The sequence below is a fragment of the Rhizobacter sp. LjRoot28 genome, from assembly GCF_964253025.1.
GTDB lineage: Bacteria > Pseudomonadota > Gammaproteobacteria > Burkholderiales > Burkholderiaceae_C > Rhizobacter.
On the sequence record NZ_CAXUQC020000001.1, the window covers coordinates 91,919 to 113,588 of the forward strand.

General features: G+C 69.6%; 22 protein-coding genes. 12 read left to right on the forward strand and 10 right to left on the reverse strand.

The genetic code is table 11. From position 1 onward, the window contains the following. Positions 1 to 17 precede the first annotated feature (17 nt). The 8 genes from ACSQ2F_RS00450 to ACSQ2F_RS00485 all read left to right on the forward strand — a co-directional run bounded on the left by ACSQ2F_RS00450 (position 18) and on the right by ACSQ2F_RS00485 (position 6,553). Positions 18 to 1,208, forward strand: a complete 1,191-nt coding sequence (locus ACSQ2F_RS00450) for an acetyl-CoA C-acyltransferase (protein ID WP_436018659.1) — start codon at positions 18 to 20, stop codon at positions 1,206 to 1,208. Next, a complete protein-coding gene (locus ACSQ2F_RS00455) occupies positions 1,205 to 1,879 on the forward strand; it encodes an SDR family oxidoreductase (RefSeq protein ID WP_436018661.1) in 675 nt (224 codons plus the stop codon). The genes ACSQ2F_RS00450 and ACSQ2F_RS00455 overlap by 4 nt, the downstream gene beginning before the upstream one ends. A gap of 26 nt (positions 1,880 to 1,905) precedes the next feature. Next, a complete protein-coding gene (locus ACSQ2F_RS00460; protein ID WP_436018663.1) occupies positions 1,906 to 2,427 on the forward strand; it encodes a DinB family protein in 522 nt (173 codons plus the stop codon). A gap of 100 nt (positions 2,428 to 2,527) precedes the next feature. Continuing rightward, the gene (locus ACSQ2F_RS00465; RefSeq protein ID WP_436018665.1) at positions 2,528 to 3,448 is read left to right on the forward strand and encodes a hydroxymethylglutaryl-CoA lyase; all 921 of its coding nucleotides are present in this window, start codon (positions 2,528 to 2,530) and stop codon (positions 3,446 to 3,448) included. Then, positions 3,445 to 4,080: a YbaK/EbsC family protein gene (locus ACSQ2F_RS00470; RefSeq protein WP_436018667.1), complete on the forward strand. Its 636-nt coding sequence runs from the start codon at positions 3,445 to 3,447 to the stop codon at positions 4,078 to 4,080. Before ACSQ2F_RS00465 ends, ACSQ2F_RS00470 begins: the two co-directional genes overlap by 4 nt. Then, positions 4,077 to 4,472: a hypothetical protein gene (locus ACSQ2F_RS00475; RefSeq protein WP_436018669.1), complete on the forward strand. Its 396-nt coding sequence runs from the start codon at positions 4,077 to 4,079 to the stop codon at positions 4,470 to 4,472. The genes ACSQ2F_RS00470 and ACSQ2F_RS00475 overlap by 4 nt, the downstream gene beginning before the upstream one ends. Positions 4,473 to 4,751: 279 nt before the next feature. Then, on the forward strand, positions 4,752 to 6,401 hold the full coding sequence (locus ACSQ2F_RS00480) for an MFS transporter (protein ID WP_436018671.1): 1,650 nt from the start codon (positions 4,752 to 4,754) through the stop codon (positions 6,399 to 6,401). Between the two features lie 5 nt (positions 6,402 to 6,406). Continuing rightward, positions 6,407 to 6,553 carry a hypothetical protein gene (locus tag ACSQ2F_RS00485; protein ID WP_436018673.1) on the forward strand — a complete coding sequence of 49 codons (147 nt, stop codon included), beginning with the start codon at positions 6,407 to 6,409 and terminating at the stop codon, positions 6,551 to 6,553. 329 nt (positions 6,554 to 6,882) lie between these two features. Here the strand turns inward: ACSQ2F_RS00485 and ACSQ2F_RS00490 are convergent, their stop codons facing one another. Further along, positions 6,883 to 7,806 carry a helix-turn-helix transcriptional regulator gene (locus ACSQ2F_RS00490; protein ID WP_436018675.1) on the reverse strand — a complete coding sequence of 308 codons (924 nt, stop codon included), beginning with the start codon at positions 7,804 to 7,806 and terminating at the stop codon, positions 6,883 to 6,885. Between the two features lie 242 nt (positions 7,807 to 8,048). Between ACSQ2F_RS00490 and ACSQ2F_RS00495 the strand changes: the two genes are divergently transcribed. After that, positions 8,049 to 9,047 (forward strand): helix-turn-helix transcriptional regulator, encoded by a 999-nt coding sequence (locus ACSQ2F_RS00495; RefSeq protein WP_436018677.1) that lies wholly within the window; start codon positions 8,049 to 8,051, stop codon positions 9,045 to 9,047. Here ACSQ2F_RS00495 and ACSQ2F_RS00500 read toward each other — a convergent pair. The 4 genes from ACSQ2F_RS00500 to ACSQ2F_RS00515 are packed head-to-tail and all read right to left on the reverse strand — an operon-like array spanning position 9,016 to position 13,339. Further along, positions 9,016 to 9,255: a cysteine-rich CWC family protein gene (locus ACSQ2F_RS00500; protein WP_436018679.1), complete on the reverse strand. Its 240-nt coding sequence runs from the start codon at positions 9,253 to 9,255 to the stop codon at positions 9,016 to 9,018. The two genes, ACSQ2F_RS00495 and ACSQ2F_RS00500, sit on opposite strands and share 32 nt — an antisense overlap. A gap of 18 nt (positions 9,256 to 9,273) precedes the next feature. After that, complete coding sequence (locus ACSQ2F_RS00505) at positions 9,274 to 10,113, reverse strand: hypothetical protein (RefSeq protein ID WP_436018681.1); 840 nt, start codon at positions 10,111 to 10,113, stop codon at positions 9,274 to 9,276. A gap of 34 nt (positions 10,114 to 10,147) precedes the next feature. After that, positions 10,148 to 11,578: a DUF1501 domain-containing protein gene (locus tag ACSQ2F_RS00510; RefSeq protein ID WP_436018683.1), complete on the reverse strand. Its 1,431-nt coding sequence runs from the start codon at positions 11,576 to 11,578 to the stop codon at positions 10,148 to 10,150. A gap of 9 nt (positions 11,579 to 11,587) precedes the next feature. Then, complete coding sequence (locus ACSQ2F_RS00515; protein ID WP_436018685.1) at positions 11,588 to 13,339, reverse strand: DUF1800 domain-containing protein; 1,752 nt, start codon at positions 13,337 to 13,339, stop codon at positions 11,588 to 11,590. A 408-nt stretch (positions 13,340 to 13,747) separates the two neighbouring features. On the opposite strand from ACSQ2F_RS00515, the gene ACSQ2F_RS00520 reads away from it, so the two are divergent. Continuing rightward, complete coding sequence (locus ACSQ2F_RS00520) at positions 13,748 to 14,269, forward strand: porin family protein (protein WP_436018687.1); 522 nt, start codon at positions 13,748 to 13,750, stop codon at positions 14,267 to 14,269. A gap of 27 nt (positions 14,270 to 14,296) precedes the next feature. Here the strand turns inward: ACSQ2F_RS00520 and ACSQ2F_RS00525 are convergent, their stop codons facing one another. Further along, positions 14,297 to 15,823, reverse strand: coding sequence for a malonate--CoA ligase (locus ACSQ2F_RS00525; protein ID WP_436018689.1), 1,527 nt, complete (start codon positions 15,821 to 15,823; stop codon positions 14,297 to 14,299). Positions 15,824 to 15,981: 158 nt separating this feature from the next. Between ACSQ2F_RS00525 and ACSQ2F_RS00530 the strand changes: the two genes are divergently transcribed. Further along, entirely contained in the window at positions 15,982 to 16,440 is a 459-nt protein-coding gene (locus tag ACSQ2F_RS00530; RefSeq protein WP_436018691.1) for a response regulator, read from the forward strand. Positions 16,441 to 16,553: 113 nt separating this feature from the next. Then, positions 16,554 to 17,579 carry a transglycosylase SLT domain-containing protein gene (locus tag ACSQ2F_RS00535; RefSeq protein ID WP_436018693.1) on the forward strand — a complete coding sequence of 342 codons (1,026 nt, stop codon included), beginning with the start codon at positions 16,554 to 16,556 and terminating at the stop codon, positions 17,577 to 17,579. Between the two features lie 251 nt (positions 17,580 to 17,830). Here the strand turns inward: ACSQ2F_RS00535 and ACSQ2F_RS00540 are convergent, their stop codons facing one another. The 4 genes from ACSQ2F_RS00540 to ACSQ2F_RS00555 form a co-directional block, all read right to left on the reverse strand. Then, a complete protein-coding gene (locus tag ACSQ2F_RS00540; RefSeq protein WP_436018695.1) occupies positions 17,831 to 18,067 on the reverse strand; it encodes a hypothetical protein in 237 nt (78 codons plus the stop codon). Positions 18,068 to 18,266: 199 nt separating this feature from the next. Next, a complete protein-coding gene (locus ACSQ2F_RS00545; protein WP_436018697.1) occupies positions 18,267 to 19,037 on the reverse strand; it encodes an MOSC domain-containing protein in 771 nt (256 codons plus the stop codon). Then, the gene (locus tag ACSQ2F_RS00550) at positions 19,024 to 20,043 is read right to left on the reverse strand and encodes a 2-dehydropantoate 2-reductase (protein WP_436018699.1); all 1,020 of its coding nucleotides are present in this window, start codon (positions 20,041 to 20,043) and stop codon (positions 19,024 to 19,026) included. The genes ACSQ2F_RS00545 and ACSQ2F_RS00550 overlap by 14 nt, the downstream gene beginning before the upstream one ends. A 10-nt stretch (positions 20,044 to 20,053) precedes the next feature. Next, positions 20,054 to 21,583: an acyl--CoA ligase gene (locus ACSQ2F_RS00555; protein WP_436018701.1), complete on the reverse strand. Its 1,530-nt coding sequence runs from the start codon at positions 21,581 to 21,583 to the stop codon at positions 20,054 to 20,056. Positions 21,584 to 21,670: the final 87 nt, after the last annotated feature.

Genomic DNA, 21,670 nt, shown 5'->3' on the forward strand with positions numbered 1-21,670 from the left:
ACCAACGAGGTGATGCCATGAACGATCCCATCCTCATCGTCTCCGCCGCCCGCACCCCCATGGGCGGCTTGCTCGGTGACTTCGCCGCGATGCCGGCCCATGCCCTTGGCGCCGTTGCCATCCGCGAGGCCCTGGCCCGTGCCGGCGTGGCGGGCGAGGCCGTCGACGAGGTGCTGATGGGCAACTGCCTGATGGCGGGCCAGGGGCAGGCGCCCGCGCGACAGGCCGCGCTGGGCGCCGGGCTGCCGCACTCGGCGGGCGCCGTGACCCTGTCGAAGATGTGCGGCTCCGGCATGCGGGCCCTGATGTTCGGCCACGACATGCTGGTGGCCGACAGCGCCCGGGTGGTGGTGGCCGGCGGCATGGAGAGCATGACCAACGCGCCGCACCTGATGTTCGCCCGCAAGGGCGTGCGCTACGGCGCGGCCGCGGTCTACGACCACATGGCGCTCGACGGCCTGGAAGACGCCTACGACCGCACCCCCACCGGCGGGCGGGCGATGGGCGTGTACGCCGAAGCCTGCGCGTCGACCTTCGGCTTCAGCCGCGAAGCCCAGGACCGCTTTGCCGTCGCGTCCACCGAGCGCGCCCAGGCGGCCAACCAGGACGGGGGCTTCGACTGGGAAATGGCGCCGGTGACGGTGCCGGGTCGAGGCGGTGACACGGTCGTCTCACGCGACGAGCAACCCTTCAAGGCGCGGCTCGACAAGATCCCGACCCTCAAGCCCGCGTTCAAGGATGGCGGCACGATCACGGCGGCCAACGCCTCCAGCATCTCCGACGGGGCCGCGGCGCTGGTGCTGATGCGCGAGAGCACGGCTCGCACGCTGGGCTGCACGCCCGTTGCCCGCATCGTCGGCCATGCCGTGCATGCCCAGGCGCCGGACCAGTTCACCACGGCCCCGGCGGGCGCCGTCAGGAAATTGCTGGACAAGACCGGCTGGGCCGCCGCGGACGTGGACCTGTGGGAAATCAACGAGGCCTTTGCGGTGGTGACGATGGCCGCGATGCAAGCCTTCGACCTTCCGCATGATCGGGTGAACGTGCACGGCGGCGCCTGTGCCCTCGGCCACCCGATCGGCGCGAGTGGCGCGCGCATCGTCGTCACCCTGCTGGGGGCGATGCGGCGTCGTGGCGCGCGCCGCGGCGTCGCCGCACTCTGCATCGGGGGTGGCGAAGCCACGGCGCTGGCGGTGGAACGCCTGTGACCCGGCCGAGCGTGCTGGTGGTCGGCGCCTCGCGCGGCATCGGCCTCGAGTTCTGCCGACAGTACCTGGCCCAGGGTGCCCACGTGGTGGCCACCGCCCGCAGCAGCGAGGGCCTTGCCGCCTTGTCGGCCCTGGGCGCGCGCGCCCTGCGCCTGGACACCACCCGGCTCGACAGCACCGCGGGCCTCGCGTGGCAGCTCGATGGCGAGCGCTTCGACATCGCGGTGCTCAGCGCCGGGGTCTACGGGCCGGAGGGTGAGGCGCTCATGACGCCCACCGAGGCGCAGTTCGACGACGTCATGCACACCAACGTGCTGGGGCCGATGCGCGTCATCCCGCAGATCGCCGACGCGCTGGCGCCGGGCGCGCGCCTCGTGGTCCTCTCGTCACGCATGGGCTCCATCGGTGCGCGAACCGCGACCTTCGGCTGGCTGTATCGGGCCTCCAAAGCCGCACTCAACTCGGTGCTCAAGGACGCGTCGCTCGCCTTTGGCGACCGCGCCACCTGCGTGGCCGTCCATCCCGGCTGGGTGCAGACTGACATGGGCGGCGGCGGCGCGGACCTGACGGTTGAGCAGAGCGTATCGTCCTTGCGGACGCTCATCGGGCGGCTGGGTCCGCAGGACACCGGCCGTTTCCTCGATCACGACGGCACCGCCATTCCCTGGTAGCCCGTTCCCACTGTCCGGACGTTTCGATGACGACCCATTCCCTGCGCTCCCAGTTCGATTGCATGGCCCGGTACGGCGAGTGGGCCACCCGCAAGCTGCTCGATCAGCTGTCCGGCCTTCCCGAGGCGGACTACCGTGCCGACGTCGGGCTCTTCTTTCGCAGCATCCATGGCACCCTCAACCACCTGCTGGTGGCAGAGCACGGGCTGTGGTTCGTGCGCTTCGCCGAAGGGGCCTCACCCCGGCTGCGCCTCGACCAGGAGCTCGAAGCGGACCGCGGTGTGCTGGCCGCGCGGCTCGTCGAAGGGGCGGCCCGTTGGCGCCCCTGGCTGGCCAGCGTGCCGGACGAGCGCCTCGACGGGCGCATCGACTACCGTGGCACCGACGGGCAGGCGCGGTCCCTGCCGTTCTCGCCGACCCTGGCCCATGTCTTCAACCACGGCACCCACCACCGCGGCCAGATCAGCGCCGCGCTTACCATGCTCGGTCACCCGGCACCCGAGCTGGACCTGGTGTGGATGCTCCAGGCGGAGAGCACGCGCGCTTGAGTCCTGGGTGCCACTCGACTCCCCACGTGCCGGACCTTCCGGTATCGTGCTTCGATGTGCCGGGAATTGAGGCCCTGGCGCCCAGGATGAGGATGCAATCATGGTGTTTCCCGAACGCGTGACCTTGGTCGAGGTCGGCCCGCGCGACGGCTTGCAGAACGAAGCCCGTCCGGTGTCGGCCGCCGACAAGATCGCGCTGGTGCATGCGCTGCAGGCGGCCGGCCTGCGCCACATCGAGGTGACGAGCTTCGTCAGCCCGCGCTGGGTGCCGCAGATGGCTGACAACGCCGAGGTGATGGCGGGCATGGCGCGCGCGCCGGGCGTTCGCTACGCCGTGCTCACCCCCAACATGAAAGGACTCGAGGCCGCACTGGCCTCCCGTCCGGACGAAGTCGTTGTCTTCGCCGCGGCCACCGAGGCCTTCAGCCAGCGCAACATCAACTGCAGCATCGACGAGAGCTTCGAGCGCTTCCGGCCGCTCGTGGCCGAAGCGCATCGCCACGGCATCAAGGTGCGGGGCGCCGTCTCGTGCGCGCTCGGCTGCCCTTACCAGGGCGAGGTGTCGGGCGACGAGGTGGAGCGTGTCGTCCGGCTGATGAAGGAAGTGGGTGTCGACCACTGCGGCGTGGCCGACACCATCGGCACGGGCACGCCGCGGCGGGTGCAGCAGGCGCTGGAACGGGCGCTGCGCCACTACTCCCTGGGCGAGGTCAGCGGCCACTTCCACGACACCTGGGGCCAGGCCCTGGCGAACGTCTACGCGAGCCTGGAGATGGGCGTCCACACCTTCGACGCCAGCGTCGGGGGACTGGGCGGCTGCCCGTACGCCAAGGGCGCGACCGGCAACGTCGCCACCGAGGACGTGCTCTACCTGCTCGACGGCCTGGGCATCGAGACCGGCGTCGACCTCGAGCGACTGGTCGACGCGGCGGCCGGCATCTCGCAGGCGCTGGGTCGCCCGGTGGCATCCCGTGTGGGCCGGGCCGTGCTGGCGCGTCGTGAGCGGAGTGCTGCACCATGAACGACGGATTCGAACGGGTGACGGCCTGGCTGGCCGCCCGGAACCACCCGCATGCGCCCATGGCGCTGCCCGTCGCCGCGCGCACGGCACGCGAGGCGGCCGACGGCCTGGGCGTGGCGCTCGGCCAGATTGCCAAGAGCGTCATCTTCAGACGTCTGGCGGACGACGTCGCGGTGCTGGTGGTGGCCTCGGGCGACCGGCGGGTGGACGAGCGCAAGGTGGCGGCCATCACCGGGCCGCTGGGCCGGGCCGATGCCCGCTTCGTCAAGGAGCGCACCGGGTTCTCGATCGGCGGCGTGTCGCCGGTCGCCCACCGTGAGCGCCCGGTGACGCTCGTGGACCGCGAGTTGTTCCGCTTCGACACCGTCTGGGCCGCGGCCGGCCATCCCAACGGCGTGTTCGCCGTGGCACCTGCAGCGCTGGTGGCGCTCACCGGCGCACCGCCCGCCGACGTGGTGCAGTCGGTGCCATCGCCATGCAATGACGTCTGCCAGGTCGACCCGGCGCTGGGGTGGTGCCGCGGCTGCGGGCGCACGCTCGAGGAGATCGCGGCCTGGTCCACCCTGGACGACGCCGGCAAGCTTGCCGTGCGAGACACGGCTGCCGCGCGGCTGGGGAGCGGCACGCCATGAACCTCATCCGCTTCGAGTTCGACCTGGCCGGTGCGGAGACGCCGGCGCTGTTCTCCGCGCTGCCCCAGGCCGTGCGCGAGTTCAGCGTGGCAATCGACCTGTGGCCGGCGGCGCCTGAGCCGGGGCACCCGAGTGAGCCGTGGGTCCGGTTGATGTGGGCCTGCGCGCCCGAGGGCGCGACGCCAGGCCGCTGGGTGTGCGAGCAGGTGATCTCCCGATGGCAAGCCGAAACGCTCGAGGCCGTCAGCGCGAGCCTGGCGCCCGGGCGAGACGCGTTCGCCGTGCACGTCCCGCCAGCCTCGGCGCCTGCCCGACCGGCGTTCGTCCTTGGCGAGCGCCGGTTTGTCGGCGAAGGTGCGCTGACGTCGCTGGTCACCGCGCTTCGCGGCTGAGGGGAAAGGCGGGCGGCCACGCCGGCCCGCGCGCGCGAACGTGGCGTTCGGGTGCTCCAACCCTGACATCGAAAGCCACGTCTCGACAGCACCTAGCGAAAGTCCCTAGCCCTGTTTCGGGCCCACTCTCGCGATGAGAAACCGGTGCCAAGGGTTGCTCCGGGGTTTGTCAGCCAACGGTCAGGTTGCCGTCAGAACGCCGTCAGGACCCCCGCTGAAGATGCCCCCAGCCCCCTTGACGGGTGGTGGCCCACAGCAAAGAACTTGGAGCTTGACATCATGGCAACTGCGGCAAACACGCCGATGACTCCGGAGGAGAAGAAGGTCATCTTCGCCTCCAGTCTCGGCACGGTTTTCGAGTGGTACGACTTCTACCTGTACGGCACCCTCGCCGTCATCATCGGCAAACAGTTCTTCTCCAACCTCGACCCCGCGTCGCAGGTGATCTTCTCGTTGCTCGCCTTCGCGGCCGGCTTCATCGTACGTCCCTTCGGCGCACTGGTGTTCGGGCGCCTCGGCGACATGATCGGCCGGAAGTACACCTTCCTGGTCACCATCCTGATCATGGGCCTGTCGACCTTCATCGTCGGCATTCTCCCCACCTATGCCTCCATCGGCGTGGCCGCCCCGGTCATCCTGATCGGCCTGCGCATGCTGCAGGGTCTGGCCCTCGGCGGTGAGTACGGTGGCGCCGCCACGTACGTGGCCGAGCATGCGCCGCACGGCAAGCGGGGCGCGTTCACGTCCTGGATCCAGACCACGGCGACGCTGGGCCTGTTCCTGTCGCTGATCGTCATCCTGGGCACGCGTACGCTGATCGGCGAGGAAGCCTTCGCCGACTGGGGCTGGCGCATTCCCTTCCTGGTTTCCATCCTGCTGCTGGCCATCAGCGTCTGGATCCGCCTGTCCATGAACGAGTCGCCCGCCTTCAAGAAGATGAAGGAAGAGGGCAAGACCTCCAAGGCCCCGCTGACCGAATCCTTCGGCCAATGGAAGAACCTGAAGATCGTGATCCTGGCCCTCGTCGGCCTCACCATGGGCCAGGCCGTCGTCTGGTACACCGGCCAGTTCTATGCCCTGTTCTTCCTGACCGGACCGCTGAAGGTCGACGGCGCCACCGCCAACATCCTGATCGCCATCGCGCTGCTCATCGGCACGCCGTTCTTCATCGTGTTCGGTGTGCTGTCGGACAAGATCGGCCGCAAGCCCATCATCATGGCCGGTTGCCTGATCGCGGCACTCACCTACTTCCCGCTGTTCCGCGCCCTGACCGAAGCCGCCAACCCGGACCTCGCCAAGGCCCAGGCCGCGTCCCGCGTGTCGGTCGTTGCCGACCCGAAGGAGTGCTCGTTCCAGTTCAACCCGACGGGCGTCGTGAAGTTCACCAGCTCCTGTGACGTGGCCAAGCAGCTGCTGGCCGCCAACTCGGTGAGCTACGACAACCTGCCGGGCACCGGCACCGCCAAGATCAAGATCGGCGACAAGGAGATCGAGTCGTACAGCGCGCAAGGGCTGCCGGCTGACGAGGCCAAGGCCAAGGACGCGGCCTTCAAGAAGGCGGTCATCGACGAGCTTCGTGCCCAGGGCTACCCGGCCAAGGCCGACCCCGCGAAGATGAACAAGCCGCTGATCGTGGCCATCCTCACCCTGCTCGTGATCTACGTGACCATGGTGTACGGGCCGATCGCCGCGATGCTGGTCGAGATGTTCCCGACGCGCATTCGCTACACCTCCATGAGCCTGCCGTACCACATCGGCAACGGCTGGTTCGGCGGCCTGCTGCCGGCGACCGGTCTCGCGATCGTGGCCCAGACCGGCAACATGTACAACGGCCTCTGGTACCCGATCATCTTCGCGTCGATCACCTTCGTGGTCGGCATGCTCTTCGTCAAGGAGACGAAGGACATCGACATCTACGCCAAGGACTGATCAGCATGTGGAAACTGGTACTGGGATTCCTCGTCTTCGCTGCCCTCGCGATGTTCCTCCTGAGCAAGGGCGGTGACGTCGACATCAGCGGCGAGAAGCATGGCGTCGAGGTCGGCCCCGCCGCCTCGGAAGTGGCCTCTTCTCCCAAGTGACGATGGGGTGATCCTCGGCCGGGCATTTCGGTGCCCGGCCCTGAAAGCCGGTGCGACCTTCGGGTGGCGCCGGCTTTTTTCATGGGGCTCACGCTGACGGACACGGCGCGACGCGGGTCGCTGGCCGGTGCGGCGCGGTGCGGGAGGCGGAAGGGACTGGCGGCGCGGCCCGATGCATCGCATCGCGCTGACCAACGGCCGGCCCCACATGGGACGTGGGGCGTGGCTGGGCCTTGGGACCGAGCGGCTCGCCTCAGCGGGCAGGGCGGCGCCGGGTGGCGCCGCCGGTTCGGGCGCAGGGCACCCGGGTCGTCAGACCGAGGTCGCGGTCAGGCGCTGCGTTCGGACCCGGCACCAGGCGCCGACGGGACGAGCACGTCGTGCGGGTAGTCGCCGAACAGGGCGCGGTACGCCTGCGAGAAGCGCCCGGCATGCTGGAACCCGCAGCGGCGGGCGATCTGCGCGACGGTGCGGTCGTCGGCGCCAGGTCGGCTGAGGTGCTGGTGGGCGGTGTTCAGGCGCGTGGCCGTGATCCAGCGCTTGGGTCCCATGCCGTAGGCCTTCTGCATCGCCCGCTCGAGCGAACGCACGGAGATGCCGGCCGGCGTTGCGAAATCCGAGGGGTGCAACACGCCATACGGCTGTTGCCCGAGCACCTGCTCCACCACGTCCAGCACATGCGAACTGGATGCCGGGCGACGGGCGGGCGAGGGCGTGGTCGTCCACAGCAGACGGGCCTGGTCGAGCAGCCGGCGCACCTGCTGCGGGCCGTCACCGTCGGTGGACAGCGGCACCATGCCGGCCGGCGCCTTGTCGTCGGCGTGCTGGGTGGGATGACGGGTGACGATGGCCAGCTCGAAGCGCCCGCGGCTCGCGATGCGCAGCGGCCCGCCCATGGGCAGGTCGACGACTGCACCGATGACGGCCGGCTCGTGGTTGACCATCAGGCCCTCGGGCCGCTCGGCCGTCACGCGGTAGCGGCTCCCCGTGGGCAGGTCCAGCTCGATGTAGAGGGCAGCATCGACCTCGACCACGTGCACCAGCTGATTGCCGTCGTCGCAGCTGCGGACCGTCAACTGGCGCGGCTGCGGGGCGAGCAGGCGGCTCGACTTCACGGGCAGGCGCGTGGCCGCCGCCAGGCGCACCGGGTCGAGGCGGTCGGTCTGGAAGGCGGCGTGGTGGATGCGGTGGGCGGCGTCGACGAAGCTGTCATCGCTGACGGCCGGATCGAGGGCAAGCAGGTCTGTGGACATGTGGGGCTCGTGGTTGTCCTGGAAGGGCCAGTCTAGGAGGCGCACCTCGGCATCGACTATCCTGATTCCGCATGGAAGACCCCCCAGGGACCGTGGCTGAAATGCTGCACAAGGCTGCCGTCCTCGACTAAGCTTTACGCGCCAGGGTGGGCCCGTCATCCCATGTGTCACCGGGCTGCGCTTCATCGCGCAGGCACCCGCCCGGCAACATCAACGGTCAGTGACCGCAGGGAGATGTGTCCATGGGAGGTCTGTACAAAGACCGGGCGTTTCGGAGTTTCGACCCCGAAGCCTTGCTCGGTGTCGTCCACGAATCGCACATCGAGCACCGGCTGCTCGGTGTCGGCGAGGTGGAAATCCGCGTTCGAAACCGCATCGGCCCCTTGCTGGCCGTGGATGCAGCCGACTATGGGTGTGCGGTGTATGCCCAGGGCACGGTGCACCCGCGGGCGCTCACCATTGCGCTGGCCCCGACGCGGCGCGGCAAGGTGTTCACCGGTGGCCGGGTGCTGCCGACGGATGCGCTGCAGGTGTACGCCGAAGGAGCCGCGATCGACTATGTCACGACCGACGGCGCGGCCTGGCGCACGGTCACCGTGCGGCGGGAGGTGCTGCAGGCGCATGCCCTGCGCCGCGTCGGACGAGAGGTGGCCCTGCCCTCCAGCGGCTGCACCCAGCTGGAAGCCGGCGACCTGCTGGCCGATCATGTGGCTGCCGAGATCGAGCGCGGTCACGAGGTGGCTGCGGCGGAAGGTCCCGACGCCATCGAAGTGCAGGCCTGCGACCAGGCGCTGCTCGACGCGCTGGCCGAAGCCCTGGCGGACGGCCGTGCGACCCCCGAGCCTCGCGGGGCGCGAACCCGGCGTCGCATCATGGAAACGGTCGAGTCAGTGGCCCGCCTGGGAGCGCAGAGCGCCGAGATCGACGCCGCTGCCTTGAGTCGCCTGTGTGCAGCGTCCGAGCGGCTGGTCGAACACGCGATGCGCCAGGGGGTCGGCATGCCGCCGAAACGCTGGCTCACGATGGCTCGCTTCAACCGGGTGTATGCCGAGTTGGTGAATCCCCGCAACACCCGTTCGGTCACGGACATCGCGCTGCATTGGGGCTTCAACCACCTGGGGCGATTTGCCTCGAACTACCGCGCGGTATTCGGCGAATCGCCGAGCGATACGGTCGCCCGGGTGCGGGGCGAGCCGGGAAGGGCGCGCGTCAGTGCCTGTCGGGAGCCGCAGGCGGCGTGAGGTCGGTGGGCGAGGAATCCGGTTCGGCGTAGGCGGCGAGCTCGCGCAGGCAGTGCACGCACACGCAGACCGCGTAGCGCTCGCGCAGCAGCCGCCGGGCCGCCTCTGGCACCCGCACCGCGAAGCAGTCGCAGGGGCCGGGCTGCCCGGCGGCCGCTTCGCAGCGAAAGCTGCCGCCGCAGCGGGGGCAGCGGCTCGTCGCTTCCATGGGTCTGCCCAGGTCGGGTCAGGCGCGGCGACGGCGCCCGCCGAGCGCGACCGTGGCGGCGGCCATGGCCAGCAGCCAGCCCCAGCCGATGGCACCACCGCCGGAGTCGTCACCGCTTGCGGGGGGCGTCGGGGTGGGCGTTGGCGTTGGCGTGGGGGTCGGGGTGGTGGCCGTGACCGAGCCGTTCAGGGTCACCCGACGGGTGATGGGCGTGGTGGACGCGCCCTCGTTCATGGTGACGGTCAGCACGGGGTTGGCGGCCGCCGTGTCGTTCGGCGAGAAGGTGACGGCGATGTCGCAGAACTCCGCGGCGGCGAAGGTCTTGTTGTCGCAGCTGTAGGTGCGTGTGAACTTGGCAGCGCCGGTGCCGGCGATGGCGATGCTGGTGATGCGCAGCGCCCCGTTGGCGGCCACCGGGGCCGTGATGCGAACCGACTGGGCGGCCGACATCGTGTTCACGGCGGTGGCGGTGAAAGTCAGGCTCGTGGCGCTCGCCTTCGGGGTGTCGGCGATATAGGCGGCCAGATCGGCGATGTCCTCGCCGGACAGCACCTTGAACTGCGCCATGCCGCCGACGTTGCCGATGGCCGCGCCCAGGCGGCTGATCGTCGTCTCGTACGACATCGCGGGTGACAGTGCGGTGTTCCCGCTGATCTTCGCCCGGCGCTCCTGCACGCTGCTGTGGCAGTTCGTGCAGCTGCCGATGGTGTTGTTGCCGGAGGCGAGGCCGGTGTCCTCGAAGAGTGCCTTGCCGTTGACCGGATTTCCGGCCGTGGCCTGGGACCAGGCCGGTGCGGCCACGAGGGTGAGCGTCAGGGCGGCTGCAAGGGCCAGCGGCGAATGGTGCAGTTGCGGCATGGAAGGTCCTGGGTCGAGGGTCAAGGGAGGCCGCTCAGGCCATGAGGTCGAGGGCGTTGAAGGCGGCGGCACGCGGCAGCACCGTGTTGATCACGCTGCTGTCGGCCCCGAACCAGCGCGCGAGCGCGCTGGACATCTGGTCGGTCGAGAGGGTCGGGATCCAGCGGCCGCTGCCGGTGTCGTCCGGGCCGTTCAGCGTGTGGTTCGGCAAGGTGCCCACGAGCTGGCCGCCCTTGACCGCGCCGCCCACGACGAACTGGTGGCTGCCCCAGCCGTGGTCGGAACCCTGGCCGTTCGAGGCGAAGGTGCGGCCGAAGTCGGAGGCGGAGAAGAGGGTGACGCCGTTGGCCACGCCCATGTCCACGGTCGACTGGTAGAAGGCCGAGACGGCCTGGCTGATTTCGCCGAACAGGCGCTGCTGCTGCTGCATCTGGTCGTCGCCATGGGTGTCGAAGCCACCGATCGAGACGAAGAACACCTGGCGGCTCAGCCCCAGGCTCGCACGGGCGGAGATGAGCTTGGCCACGGTGTTGAGCTGGCGGCCCAGGTCGCTGTTCGGGAAGGCCGTGCCGACGGTCGACGACTTCAGGGCGTTCGACAGCACCTGCTGCATCTCGATGGAACGGCCCATGGTGGTCAGCCACGCCTGATGGAAGAGGTGGCTGCGCTGGTCGGCCAGGGTTTGCTTGATGGCGATGGTGAGGGGATCGGTGGCGCTGTCGGCCTTGTAGAAGTCGAAACCGAAGCTGCCCGAGGACGACATCTTGTAAGCCAGCATGCTGCTGTCGCCCGTCTCCCAGAGGTTGCCGCCGGACATCGAGATGCAGGCGTAGCCGCGGTTCGGGCTGCCCTCGGCCACCATGCGTTCCATCAGGCGACCACCCCAGCCCGTGCGGCCGGCGGTGTCATAGATGGCGCTCTGCCAGGCGTCCTGCTGGTCGGAGTGCGAGAAGAGGCCGGCCGGCAACGGCACCGAGCGCGCATTCCACTGCGCCTTGGTGACGGGGGCGATCAGCGGCCCGACGTTCGCCACCACCGCCATCTTCTGCTGGGTGTAGAGGTTGGCCAGCCCCGTCATGGCCGGATGCAGGCCGTAGCGTGCCGGGTCGACCGAGCCCGCGGGGGCCGGCGTGGTGGTCAGCGGCAGCAGCGCATTCTGCTGGAGCGCGAGGTTGCTGCGACCGGTTCGGTACAGGCCGTACTCGGCGGTGTCACGCGGCACGATCAGGTTGTTGGCATCATTGCCGCCGTACATGAACAGGCAGACGAGCGCCTTGTAGTCGGGGCCGGAGGTGGTCTGGGCCAGGGCGGTGAGCGGCGCGAGGAAGCTCGAGGCCGCTCCCATGGCGCCTGTGGCGCCCATCATCTTCAGCAGCTGGCGGCGTGCCGGGTCGGGCAGCTGCGGCATCAGGTCGGACGTGCTCAGCGGGTAGGCGTCCCGGCAGTGGATGTGCTTCTTGGTCATGGTCGGGCCTCAGGTCTGGATCACGTGATCGGGCGAGGCCGACGTCAGGATGAGCGCGGCCTTGACCCGCCGCTTGGTGTCGTTGGCCGGAATGGCGTCCAGCATGGCCGTCATGCGGGCGCGCGTGGTGTCGCTCATCTGGCCATTGAAGAACATCACGTTCAGGTGCTGCACCAGCGTCGCCGGCGTCGCGGCCATCGCCTGCAGCGGGGCATAGTCGATGCGCAACCGGGCGTCGCCGTTGCCGAAGCCCTCGCTGTTGATGAGGCGGGCGAAGAAGTTCAGCCCGCCGACGAGCGTGGTCTCGGTGGTGATCTGGAACTCGGGGGCGACGAGCCCCTGCGTCATGATAGGACCGGCCTGGGTGTAGTCGGGCTTGAAGAAGTTGAACACCGTCGGGGCGAGCATCGGGCTCTGGCCGAGCGAGTTGTCGGAACCGTCGAGCTCATGCACGCTGTTGAGCCCGTTGGCGCTGCGCGCGCCCAGGCCGCGCAGAAAGTTCGCGAAGCGCAGCACCGGTTCACGCTGCTTGCCGAAGCGGCCGTTGGCGCCCAGGGCCGGGTCGCGCGCCTCGGGGTGCAGCAGGATGGCGCGCACCACGGCGCGCAGGTCGCCCCGCACACCCGCGCCGTTGTTGTTGAAGGTGCTGGCCACGGCGCTGATGTAGGCCGGGCTGGGGTTGCTCGTCACCAGCCGCTGGATGAGCTGGCGGCAGATGAAGGGACCGACGTTCGGGTGGTTGAAGACGTTGTCGATGGCGGCTTCGAGGTCCGACTCCGGGGTGCCGCCCGCCGGCAGCACGAAGCTGTCGAGCAGCAGCTTGTCGCCGGTCGAGTGGTACGCCGGGTACGACTTCATCGGGGTGAACCAGTTGGCTTCCACGTTCACGTCGATGTCATGGAAGTTGCGGCCCATGCCGGACGACCAGCCGGTGAAGGCCTGGGCGAATCCCTTGACCACGTCCTCGTCGTAGGTGGGTACGGGCGCGCCGTTGGCATCGCGCACGATGGAGCCGTCGATGTTCAGGCGCACGAGCCCGATGGAAAACAGCTGCAGGATCTCGCGCGCGTAGTTCTCGTTGGGCCGGATGCCCCGCTGCGTGTTCTCCTTCTCGCTGCCGATCATGTTGAGGAAGTACCCCATGGTCGGATGCAGGGTGACTTCGCGCAGCAGGTCGCGGAAGTTGCCGAACGCGTAGCGGTTCAGCAGGTCCATGTACGAGGCGATGCCGAAGGCGCGCAGTGCCCCCGAGCTGTTGGACACGACAAGGATCTGGCTCAGCGCGAAGGCCACGCGGGCGCGCAATTGGTCTTCGCCGCTCAGCCAGTGCAACCAGATGGCCTCGTAGGCCATCTCGTCGGTGACGCGCTGCTCGGGGTGGGACAGGCGACGCCAGTCGAGGTAGGTGAAATGCAGCAGGGCCGGGGCGTTGAACTGCTTCCACAGCCAGCGGTCGTAACCCTCGGCGCGAACGGCCTCGATGTCATCGGGCGATCGCGGGCCGAAGCTCGCTTGCGACACGAACCGGGCCGCGTCCACCTGGGACGGGGGCGTCTCGGCCGCGGCGGGTTCGGCGCCGCCCGATCCGGGAAGGTTGCCCTGCGTGCCCACGCCCGTCGGACCGGTGGGTCCGGGCATGCCGCCGCCGCAGGCGGCCAGGGCGGCCGCGGCAGCGATGATGCCGGCCATGCCGGCCAGACCCGTGGCGGGCGACGGTGTCTCGACCATCGGCGCCGAGCTCTGCAACGAATCGGGGTCCATGTGGTGGGTCTCTCTCTTGTTCGTGGGCGCCGTGGCGCGAGCCTTCCCCATGAGGCCTGAGAGGATTTCATCCGCTTGTGGCGGCGTCATCTGTGGCAGGTTGTTACCTGCTGTAGAGCGTGCGCGTGCGATCGCACATCGGCGGACCAAAACGGTCGGTCGTTGAATCGATTCGCTCCCGGCTGCGCCTGGGCGTTTCGTGCGCTTTGCCGGGCTTCGACAGGTTGCGACGCGTTTCGTCAGACGCGTCTGCTTACGACGAGTGGTGGACAACCAACGCGTCGCAAAGGCTTGTCACCAGTTCGGGACCCCCGCGCTCGGCCACCGGGCACTTCACTTGTAAGCTGCGCGGCTGTCGGCCCCCTCGCAGGCGGCCGCCCTCATTTCGATACCACTGGAGAACAAGCCATGCAACGTACTTTCGCCACCCGCACCGCCATCCGCGCCGCTTGCGCCGCTGCCGTCCTGTGCGCCGCGATGACCGGCGCCCAGGCGCAGGTCAACTCGACCGCCCACTATCTCGGCGCTGCCGTCGCCGACACCGACTTCGGCACCGGCCTGCGCGTGTTCGGCGGCGGCTCGCTGACCAACATCTTCGGCTGGGAAGGCCAGTTCGCCCACTACGGCACCGAGAGCTACCAGGCAGGCGCCTTCACCTACGACCGCTCCGCCTGGACCCTGGGCGCGAACGCCCTGGCGTCGTTCCCCGTGGCCACCAACCTGTCGGTGTTCGCCAAGGCCGGCGTTCACTACGTCCGTGGCACGAACGAAGGCCCCTTCGGCTCGTCGAAGGCAAGCGATGTCGAGCTGGGCGTCGGTGTCGGCCTGAAGTGGCAGTTCTCGCCGGCGGCCGCCCTGCGCGCCGACTTCGAGAACATCGGTGGCTCCAAGGGCGACATGATCTCCGTCGGCCTGCAGTTCCCCCTGTGATGTGACACCCAGGGGCGAGCCGGCCCATCAGGGCTGGAAGAGCCCCTGGTGCTGCTCACGCAGCAGGTTCTTCTGCACCTTCCCCATCGCGTTGCGGGGCAGGTCGGGAACGACGAGCACCCGCTTGGGCACCTTGAAGTTCGCGAGCTGGCCTTTCACGGCCAGCGTCAGCACCTCCGCGTCGAGCGCAACGCCGGCGCGCGGCACCACCACGGCCACGACCGCCTCGCCGAAGTCCGGATGCGGCACGCCGATCACGGCGCTCTCCTGAACGCCCGGCATCGCATCGATGACGGACTCCACCTCCGCGGGGTAGACGTTGAAGCCGCCGCTGATGACGAGATCCTTGGCGCGGCCCACGATGTGCAAGTACCCTTCTGCGTCGAGGTGGCCGACGTCACCGGTGCGGAACCAGCCGTCGGCGGTGAATTCCTCCCGCGTCTTCTCGGGCAGGCGCCAGTAGCCGGCGAACACGTTCGGCCCTCGCACCTCGATGCCGCCGTTGCCGCTGTCGGCGTCCGGGCTCGCGACCCGCACCTCCACGCCGGGCAAGGGCCGGCCGACCGTGCCTGCCTTGCGTTTGCCATCCGCCGCGTCGTACGGGTTCGACGTGATCATGACGGTCTCGCTCATGCCATAGCGCTCGAGGATGGTATGGCCGGTGCGCTGCTGCCAGGCGGTGAAGGTGTCGCTGAGCAGTGGGGCTGACCCGGAGACGAAGAGCCGCATGCTCCGGCACAGCTCGGCCGACAGACCGGGCTCGCCGAGCATGCGCACGTACATGGTCGGCACGCCCATGAAGACGGTGGCGTCCGGCAGACGGGCGATGACGGCCGGCGCTTCGAAGCGGTCGAACCAGATCATGCGGCTGCCGTTGAGCAGCGCGCCGTGGCAGGCAACGAACAGGCCGTGGATGTGGAAGATCGGCAGGGCGTGCACCAGCACGTCGCCGGGTTGCCAGTTCCAGTAGGCCTTGAGGGTGCGGGCGTTGCTCAGCATGTTGCCGTGGGTGAGCATGGCGCCCTTGCTGCGCCCGGTGGTGCCGCTGGTGTACAGGATGACGGCCAGGTCGGATGCCTCCCGCCGCGCGGGCTCGTGCGTGTCGGGGTGGAAGGTGGCGCGTTCGAGCAGGCTGCCGCGGCGATCGGTACCGAGGGTGAACACATGGGTGCAGCCACCGGTGAAGGCCAGCTTGCTCAGCCAACCGAAGTTCGCCGGGCTGCACACCACCACGGCCGGCTCCGCATCGGACAGGAAGTGCCGCATCTCGCCGGCCTGGTAGGCCGGATTCAGGGGCAGGTAGACGAAACCGGCGCGCAGCACGGCCAGGTAGAGCATCAGCGCCTCGACCGATTTGTCGACGTGGGCGGCGATCCGGCTCCCGGCCGGCAGGTCGAGCGAGTCCAGCAGGTTGGCAATGCGGGCGGTGGCCGCATCCAGGTCGCTCCAGCGGTAGTGAAGCGGTGTCTCGCCGGTGGTCTCGATGGCGGTGCTGTCGCGCTGGGCGGGGAAGGCGTCGCGCAGGGCGACGAAGAGGTTGGCATTCAGGCTCATGACCGCCATTTTGCATACGCCAGCCGCTCTGCCCTGTCGAACGGCGCGAGGGATGACCCTGCTGTTCACTCTGGTGGCATGACGCTCCACATGGACGGGCCCTATGCTCGGGGTCAACCGTCGGCGCCCGGCGTCGCGAAGGTCATGGAGCCGTCAGCATGCACGACAACCAGGATGGTCTGCCCGACCTGAGAGGCAAGGTGCTCTACATCGAGGATCAGGAGATCAACCAGGTGCTGATGGAGGCGCAGTTGGCCGACCAACCTGGCATCGTTCTCATCAAGGCCATCACCGGCGCCGAGGGCGTGCGGCTGGTCCGCTCCGAGAAACCCGACCTCGTGCTGCTCGACATGCACCTGCCCGATTTCGGCGGGCTGGAGGTCGTGCGCGAACTCATGATCGAAATCTCCAACGGCCTCAAGGTCGCGCTGCTCACGGCGGACACCCTTTCGATGGACATCATCAAGGCCATGAGCCTCGGCGCCTATGAGTACTGGATCAAGCCCGTCGACCGCGCGCATCTGCTGGCCGGCCTGCGGCGCGCCCTGACGGCACCTGAGCCGCGGGGGGACGCTTCGGCACGTGATCTGGGCCGCAGGGGATCCGGGCCTGCCTGAGCCCTGTCGCGCCGCGGCTGCGCCTCGAGCCCCCTGGTCCCGGGGGCTTTGTCTGGTCAGTCCATCCGTTGCCGCCTAAAGTCCCGGATTCAAGCCGTTCAATCGCTGTTCCCATGCCGCCTCGCCTCTCGCCCCCAGCGCTGTCCCGGTTCGGGTGCGCGTTGCTTGCCCTGGCCTTGTCGTCTGCCGTCGCGGCCACGCCGACGGCTGCGTCGGTGGCGCCCGAGGGGAGCCCCGGTATCCAGACGGGCGAGCCTGCCGACGTCGACGATGCGGCGGCCCCGGTGCCCATCGTCCGCCCGCCGGCCGAGAACTTCCTGGCCACCCTGATCCGCGATGAGGCCGCGGCCTACGAGAACGGGGAAGGCGTGCCACGCGACGGTGCGCGCGCGGCGGCGCTCTACTGCAAGGCGGCCCGCATGGGCGATGCGGAGTCGCAGTACAACCTCGGCTGGATGTACAGCCACGGGCGCGGCGTGCCGCGCAACGATGCCACGGCGGCCTTCTTCTTCCACGCGGCGGCCGAGCAGGGATTGCCGCAGGCCATCCGCATGTTGGCCACGGTGGGCGGCCCGAGCGCCGACCTGCCCGAGTGCATGCGGCCGACCCCCGCCGCCACGCCTCCGGTGGCCCGCCGCCGGCCCGGCGTTCCACCGGCCCCGTCGACGTTCACACCGCCAGCACATGCGCCGGCCCACATCGTGCAGCTGGCCCGTGACACCGCGAGCCGCATGCAGGTCCAGCCCGAGCTGGTGCTGGCCATCATCGAAGCGGAGTCGAATTTCAATGTGGCGGCGCTGTCGCCCAAGAATGCCCAGGGGCTGATGCAGCTCATTCCCGAGACGGCCGCACGCTTCAACGTCCGGCGGCCCTACAACGCCGCCGACAACATCCGGGGCGGCGTGTCCTACCTGCGGTGGTTGCTGGCCTATTTCGAAGGCGACGTGGCGCTGGTCGCCGCTGCCTACAACGCGGGCGAGGGCGCGGTGAACCGCTACCGTGGCATTCCGCCATATGCGGAAACGCTCGCCTACGTGGCGCGCATCCTGCGGCGCGTCGGGGCGACGGAGGTGCCGTTCGATGGCGCCGTCACCGGCGCTTCCCCGCAGATGGCCCTGATCCGCAGCCAGCGGCGCTGAACGGCAGGCGCCGGGCCGGTCAGGCGCGTCGACACCGCGCGCAATCACAGGGTCTTTCGCCTGTCACCCTGACAAACCTTACAGCTTGTTCGGGGCGATTGGCCGATCGACACTGGCAGCAGCTCAGGGAGAAAGGGCGCCGTGACGAGAGCAATCCGCACGGCCGCGATCGCCGCAACGGGTCAGCCCCGTTGCGGCGATACGTGTTTCCATGTCGCCCGGCGCCAGGCCGGGCCGGCCTCGACGGCCGATCACTTGTCCTTTGCCGGCGTCACGTCGATGTCCGGGACCGTGATGGTCTTTTCCTTGGTCTCGACCTTCACGTCCGGCGGCGTCACTTCGTACTTCGGCATCGTGACGTTGCCTTCCTGGGTCTTCTCGTACTTGGGCGCCGTGACGTCACCCTCCTGCGTCTTGTTCACATCGCAGCCGGCCAGGCCCAGGCAGCCTGCAGTCAGGGCGGAAATCATCAGGATGGACTTGTTCATGTCAGCTCCTCGGTAGTTTGTTGTCGACGGGCAGCGAACTGCCGTGAGATGCATTCTTCCGAGAGACGCAGGCCTTGCCTGTCGGACATCGCCCGCTTCGGGCGTAAGGCCGTGCACCCGCGTGACGCCAGTCTTCAGGGGGCGGCGACCGCCGGGGTGGCGCTTGCAGGCCGCGTCGCCCGCGCCATTGCCGCCACGGTCACGTGCCTTCGGCCAGGCCGGGCGGGCCTTCCATGCGCCGGGCCCAGGCCTCGGCCTCGCCGGAGGCCAGGCGCCGGGTGAACAGCGTCTGCCAGGATGGCGGCAAGGGCAGGCAGAGCGCCTCGCGCAGCAGTAGCGGGTCGGTGGTGCGCGACGCAATGAGCGCCAGCAATCGGGCGAGCGGCCAGCCGGGCCAGGGACGTTCGATGCGCCGGATCGCATCGCCGGCGCGCACCGCGCCCGGTGTGGACACGCGCAGGTACCAGCCGGTGCGGCCGCCGGCTTGAACCCGGGCGGCCATGTCAGCTTGATCGAACCGGTCGTTGAGCTTCCAGCAGGGTTGCCGGCCCTGGCTCACCTCGAAGACAGCCTCCTCCCCGATCGCCCAGCGGTCACCGATGCAGACCGTGGCTTCGTCCAGCGGCGGATGACCTTCGACGCTGAAGTTCTCGCCGAAGGCACCCGGGCGTTGCAGGCGCGACTCGGCCGTCCGGTTGCCGGCCAGCGCGTGCCGCCAGGCGCTGTAGTGCGTCCACGGGTAGACGTGGATCGCCTTGTCCGGCCCGCCGTGAACCCGCAGGTCGCCCTGCTCGTCGCCATGCAGGCCGGATGCCGTGGCGGCGACGGCGCCGGCCTGCGGGTGCTTGTCGATGCCGCTTCGGCTTCCCGGGCGGGTGTACGCCCGGGCGGGGCCCGTCAACACGCTGCGGAGCTGACCGATGATGATGGGGCCGGGGCCCACGGCGGGGCGGAACTCAGGCGCCTGCATCCGTTGCCTCGATGCGCAGCCGCCCGCGGTGTGCCATCAGCGTGCGGGACAGCAACTGGGCCAGTGCGTGCACGGCGGTGATGGCAGGGACCGGCAGGCCCGTGATGCGCCCGAGTTCCACGACGCTGCCGACCAGGGCCTCCAGTTCGAGCACGCGGCCGTGCTCGACGTCCTGCAGCATGGATGTCTTGTGGGCACCCACCGCCTCGGCGCCGGCAATGCGCTGATCGAGCGTCACCTTGAACACCACGCCGAGCTGCTCCGCCACCGCCTGCGCCTCGCGCATCATGGCCGCGGCCAGTTCCCGTGTCGGTCCGAAGCGGCAGATGTCCTCCAGCGTGGCATGGGTCAGCGCACTGATCGGATTGAAGCTGAGGTTGCCCCACAGCTTCACCCAGATCTCGCTGCGGATGTCGCGCGAGACCGGCGCCTTGAAGCCGGCGGCCATCAGGGCGGCGGCCAGACGCTCGACCCGGGGACTGCGGCTGCCATCGGGCTCGCCCAGCGTGAAGCGGTTGCCTTCGATCACCTGCACGACGCCGGGCGCCAGCAGGGTGGCGGCCGGGTAGACGACGCTGCCGATGATGCGTTCCGGCTCGATGGCGGCGGCGATGCGCCCGCCCGGGTCCACGCTTTCCAGCGGCCGGCCCTCGTGCGGGCCGGCCAGGCGGTGGAAGTACCACCACGGCAGGCCGTTGGTCATGGTGACCACGGCCGTGTCGGGCCCGAACAAGGTTCTCAGCCCGGGCAGCACGTCGACCACCTGGTGGGCCTTGAGGGTGAGCAGCACGGCGTCCTGCGGTCCGGCCTCGCCCATGTGTTCGACGGCGCGCACGCCGCTCGCCACCGCGGTCTGCCCGTCGGGCGTGATGAGCCGCAGGCCCTGGCTGCGAATGGCCTGCAGGTTCCGGTTGCGTGCGATGAAGGTGACGTCCTCACCCGCCAGCGCGAGGCGCGCGCCCAGATAGCCGCCGATGGCGCCGGCTCCAACGATGGCGATCTTCATGCGCCCGCCTTCAGGATGCCAGCCCGAGTCGAGCGGCCAGTCCGATGCGCTGCAGCTTGCCCGTCGCCCCTTTCGGGATCTCGTCCATGAAGAGGATCTTGCGGGGCACCTTGAAATCGGCCGCGTGCTGGGAGACGAAGCCCTGCAATTCATGCTCCGTCGCGGCGTGGCCGTCGCGCAGCACCACCACGGCGGCCACCTCTTCACCCAGCTTGGGATGGGGCATGCCGAAGCACACGACCTGCGCCACGGCCGGATGGTCCATCAGGATCTCGTCCACCTCGCGGGGGCTGATCTTCTCGCCGCCGCGATTGATGATTTCCTTCAGGCGCCCGGTGATGCGCAGGTAGCCCTCGTCGTCCGCCACGCCCTCGTCCCCGGTGCGGAACCAGCCGCCCTGGAAGGCCTCGGCGTTGGCGGCCGCGTTGCTTTCGTAGCCGGCGGTCACATTCGGGCCGCGAATGACGATCTCGCCCACCTCGCCCGGGCCCAGCAGCCGACCGTCCGCGCCCATGATGGCCATCTCCGGACCGGCCGCCATGCCTACCGTGCCCGGCTTGCGCACCGCCGGTGGCAGCGGGTTGGACGCCATCTGGTGCGCGGCCTCCGTCATGCCGTAGGCCTCGATGAGCGGCGCGCCGAAGGTGGCCTCCAGGTCGCGGATCACCTGCGGCGGCATGGAGGAGGAGGACGACCGCAGGAAGCGAAGCGGGTGCCGCGCGATGACGTCGGCGTGCGTCCGTGCCCGTGCCAGGATGGCCTGGTGCATGGTGGGCACGGCGGTGTACCAGGTGGGGCGCGCCTCCTCCATCCAGCCGAAGAAGCGCAGCGCATGGAAGCCCGGCGTGCAGAAGACCTGCGAGCCCGCGGACACGGGCGCCAGCACCCCGGCCACCAGGCCGTGGATGTGGAACAGCGGCATGATGTTGAGTCCGATGTCGCTTGGCGTGAACCGCAGGGTGGTGCGGATGTGCGCGGCCGAAGCGGCGAGGTTGGCCACCGACAGCGGCACGATCTTCGGTCGTGAGGTGGTGCCCGAGGTGTGCAGCACCATGGCGGTGTCGTCGGCTTCGGCCGGCCCCGCACGCGCCGGCGCCTCGAACCGGCGGTCGGCTTCGCGCGGTTCCAGGGTGAATTGCCCGGCGGGCGCATCGGGGGCCACCACCAGATCGGCGATGGGGATGGCCAGACGCCGGGCGACGTCCACCGCCGCCGACTTGCTCCCCTGCGCCACGATCAGCAGCCGGGCGCGCAAGTCGGTCAGGTAGAACTCGAACTCCTCGGCCCGGTAGGCCGGGTTGAGTGGTGCGCTCGCGGCCGTCGAGGCGACGGCCAGGAAGCTGGCCGCCATTTCCGGGCCGTTGTCGAGCACGATGGCCACGCGGTCGCCGCGCCCGACCCCGAGGCGCGCGAGGCCGGCCCGCGTGTCGGTCACGAGCGCCCGCAACTGGCCGTGCGTCAAGGGCCGGCGCCCGGGGGCGGACAGTGCCACGGCGTCGTCGCGCCCGGCGGACAGGAGGTCGTCGAAGGTCGATGTCATGGCGTTCCTGAGCGATCGGCAGCGAGAGATTATCCCGTCGCGGCGCCGGGCCGCCACCGACGTGGGTACCGGCGGCCCGGACGGCGC

Coding starts and splice junctions, on each gene's coding strand:
- ACSQ2F_RS00450 (WP_436018659.1), top strand. CDS start 18: ATGAACGATCCCATCCTCATCGTCTCCGCCGCCCGCACCCCCATGGGC.
- ACSQ2F_RS00460 (WP_436018663.1), top strand. CDS start 1,906: ATGACGACCCATTCCCTGCGCTCCCAGTTCGATTGCATGGCCCGGTAC.
- ACSQ2F_RS00465 (WP_436018665.1), top strand. CDS start 2,528: ATGGTGTTTCCCGAACGCGTGACCTTGGTCGAGGTCGGCCCGCGCGAC.
- ACSQ2F_RS00470 (WP_436018667.1), top strand. CDS start 3,445: ATGAACGACGGATTCGAACGGGTGACGGCCTGGCTGGCCGCCCGGAAC.
- ACSQ2F_RS00475 (WP_436018669.1), top strand. CDS start 4,077: ATGAACCTCATCCGCTTCGAGTTCGACCTGGCCGGTGCGGAGACGCCG.
- ACSQ2F_RS00480 (WP_436018671.1), top strand. CDS start 4,752: ATGGCAACTGCGGCAAACACGCCGATGACTCCGGAGGAGAAGAAGGTC.
- ACSQ2F_RS00485 (WP_436018673.1), top strand. CDS start 6,407: ATGTGGAAACTGGTACTGGGATTCCTCGTCTTCGCTGCCCTCGCGATG.
- ACSQ2F_RS00490 (WP_436018675.1), bottom strand. CDS start 7,806: ATGTCCACAGACCTGCTTGCCCTCGATCCGGCCGTCAGCGATGACAGC.
- ACSQ2F_RS00495 (WP_436018677.1), top strand. CDS start 8,049: ATGGGAGGTCTGTACAAAGACCGGGCGTTTCGGAGTTTCGACCCCGAA.
- ACSQ2F_RS00500 (WP_436018679.1), bottom strand. CDS start 9,255: ATGGAAGCGACGAGCCGCTGCCCCCGCTGCGGCGGCAGCTTTCGCTGC.
- ACSQ2F_RS00505 (WP_436018681.1), bottom strand. CDS start 10,113: ATGCCGCAACTGCACCATTCGCCGCTGGCCCTTGCAGCCGCCCTGACG.
- ACSQ2F_RS00510 (WP_436018683.1), bottom strand. CDS start 11,578: ATGACCAAGAAGCACATCCACTGCCGGGACGCCTACCCGCTGAGCACG.
- ACSQ2F_RS00515 (WP_436018685.1), bottom strand. CDS start 13,339: ATGGACCCCGATTCGTTGCAGAGCTCGGCGCCGATGGTCGAGACACCG.
- ACSQ2F_RS00520 (WP_436018687.1), top strand. CDS start 13,748: ATGCAACGTACTTTCGCCACCCGCACCGCCATCCGCGCCGCTTGCGCC.
- ACSQ2F_RS00525 (WP_436018689.1), bottom strand. CDS start 15,823: ATGAGCCTGAATGCCAACCTCTTCGTCGCCCTGCGCGACGCCTTCCCC.
- ACSQ2F_RS00530 (WP_436018691.1), top strand. CDS start 15,982: ATGCACGACAACCAGGATGGTCTGCCCGACCTGAGAGGCAAGGTGCTC.
- ACSQ2F_RS00535 (WP_436018693.1), top strand. CDS start 16,554: ATGCCGCCTCGCCTCTCGCCCCCAGCGCTGTCCCGGTTCGGGTGCGCG.
- ACSQ2F_RS00540 (WP_436018695.1), bottom strand. CDS start 18,067: ATGAACAAGTCCATCCTGATGATTTCCGCCCTGACTGCAGGCTGCCTG.
- ACSQ2F_RS00545 (WP_436018697.1), bottom strand. CDS start 19,037: ATGCAGGCGCCTGAGTTCCGCCCCGCCGTGGGCCCCGGCCCCATCATC.
- ACSQ2F_RS00550 (WP_436018699.1), bottom strand. CDS start 20,043: ATGAAGATCGCCATCGTTGGAGCCGGCGCCATCGGCGGCTATCTGGGC.
- ACSQ2F_RS00555 (WP_436018701.1), bottom strand. CDS start 21,583: ATGACATCGACCTTCGACGACCTCCTGTCCGCCGGGCGCGACGACGCC.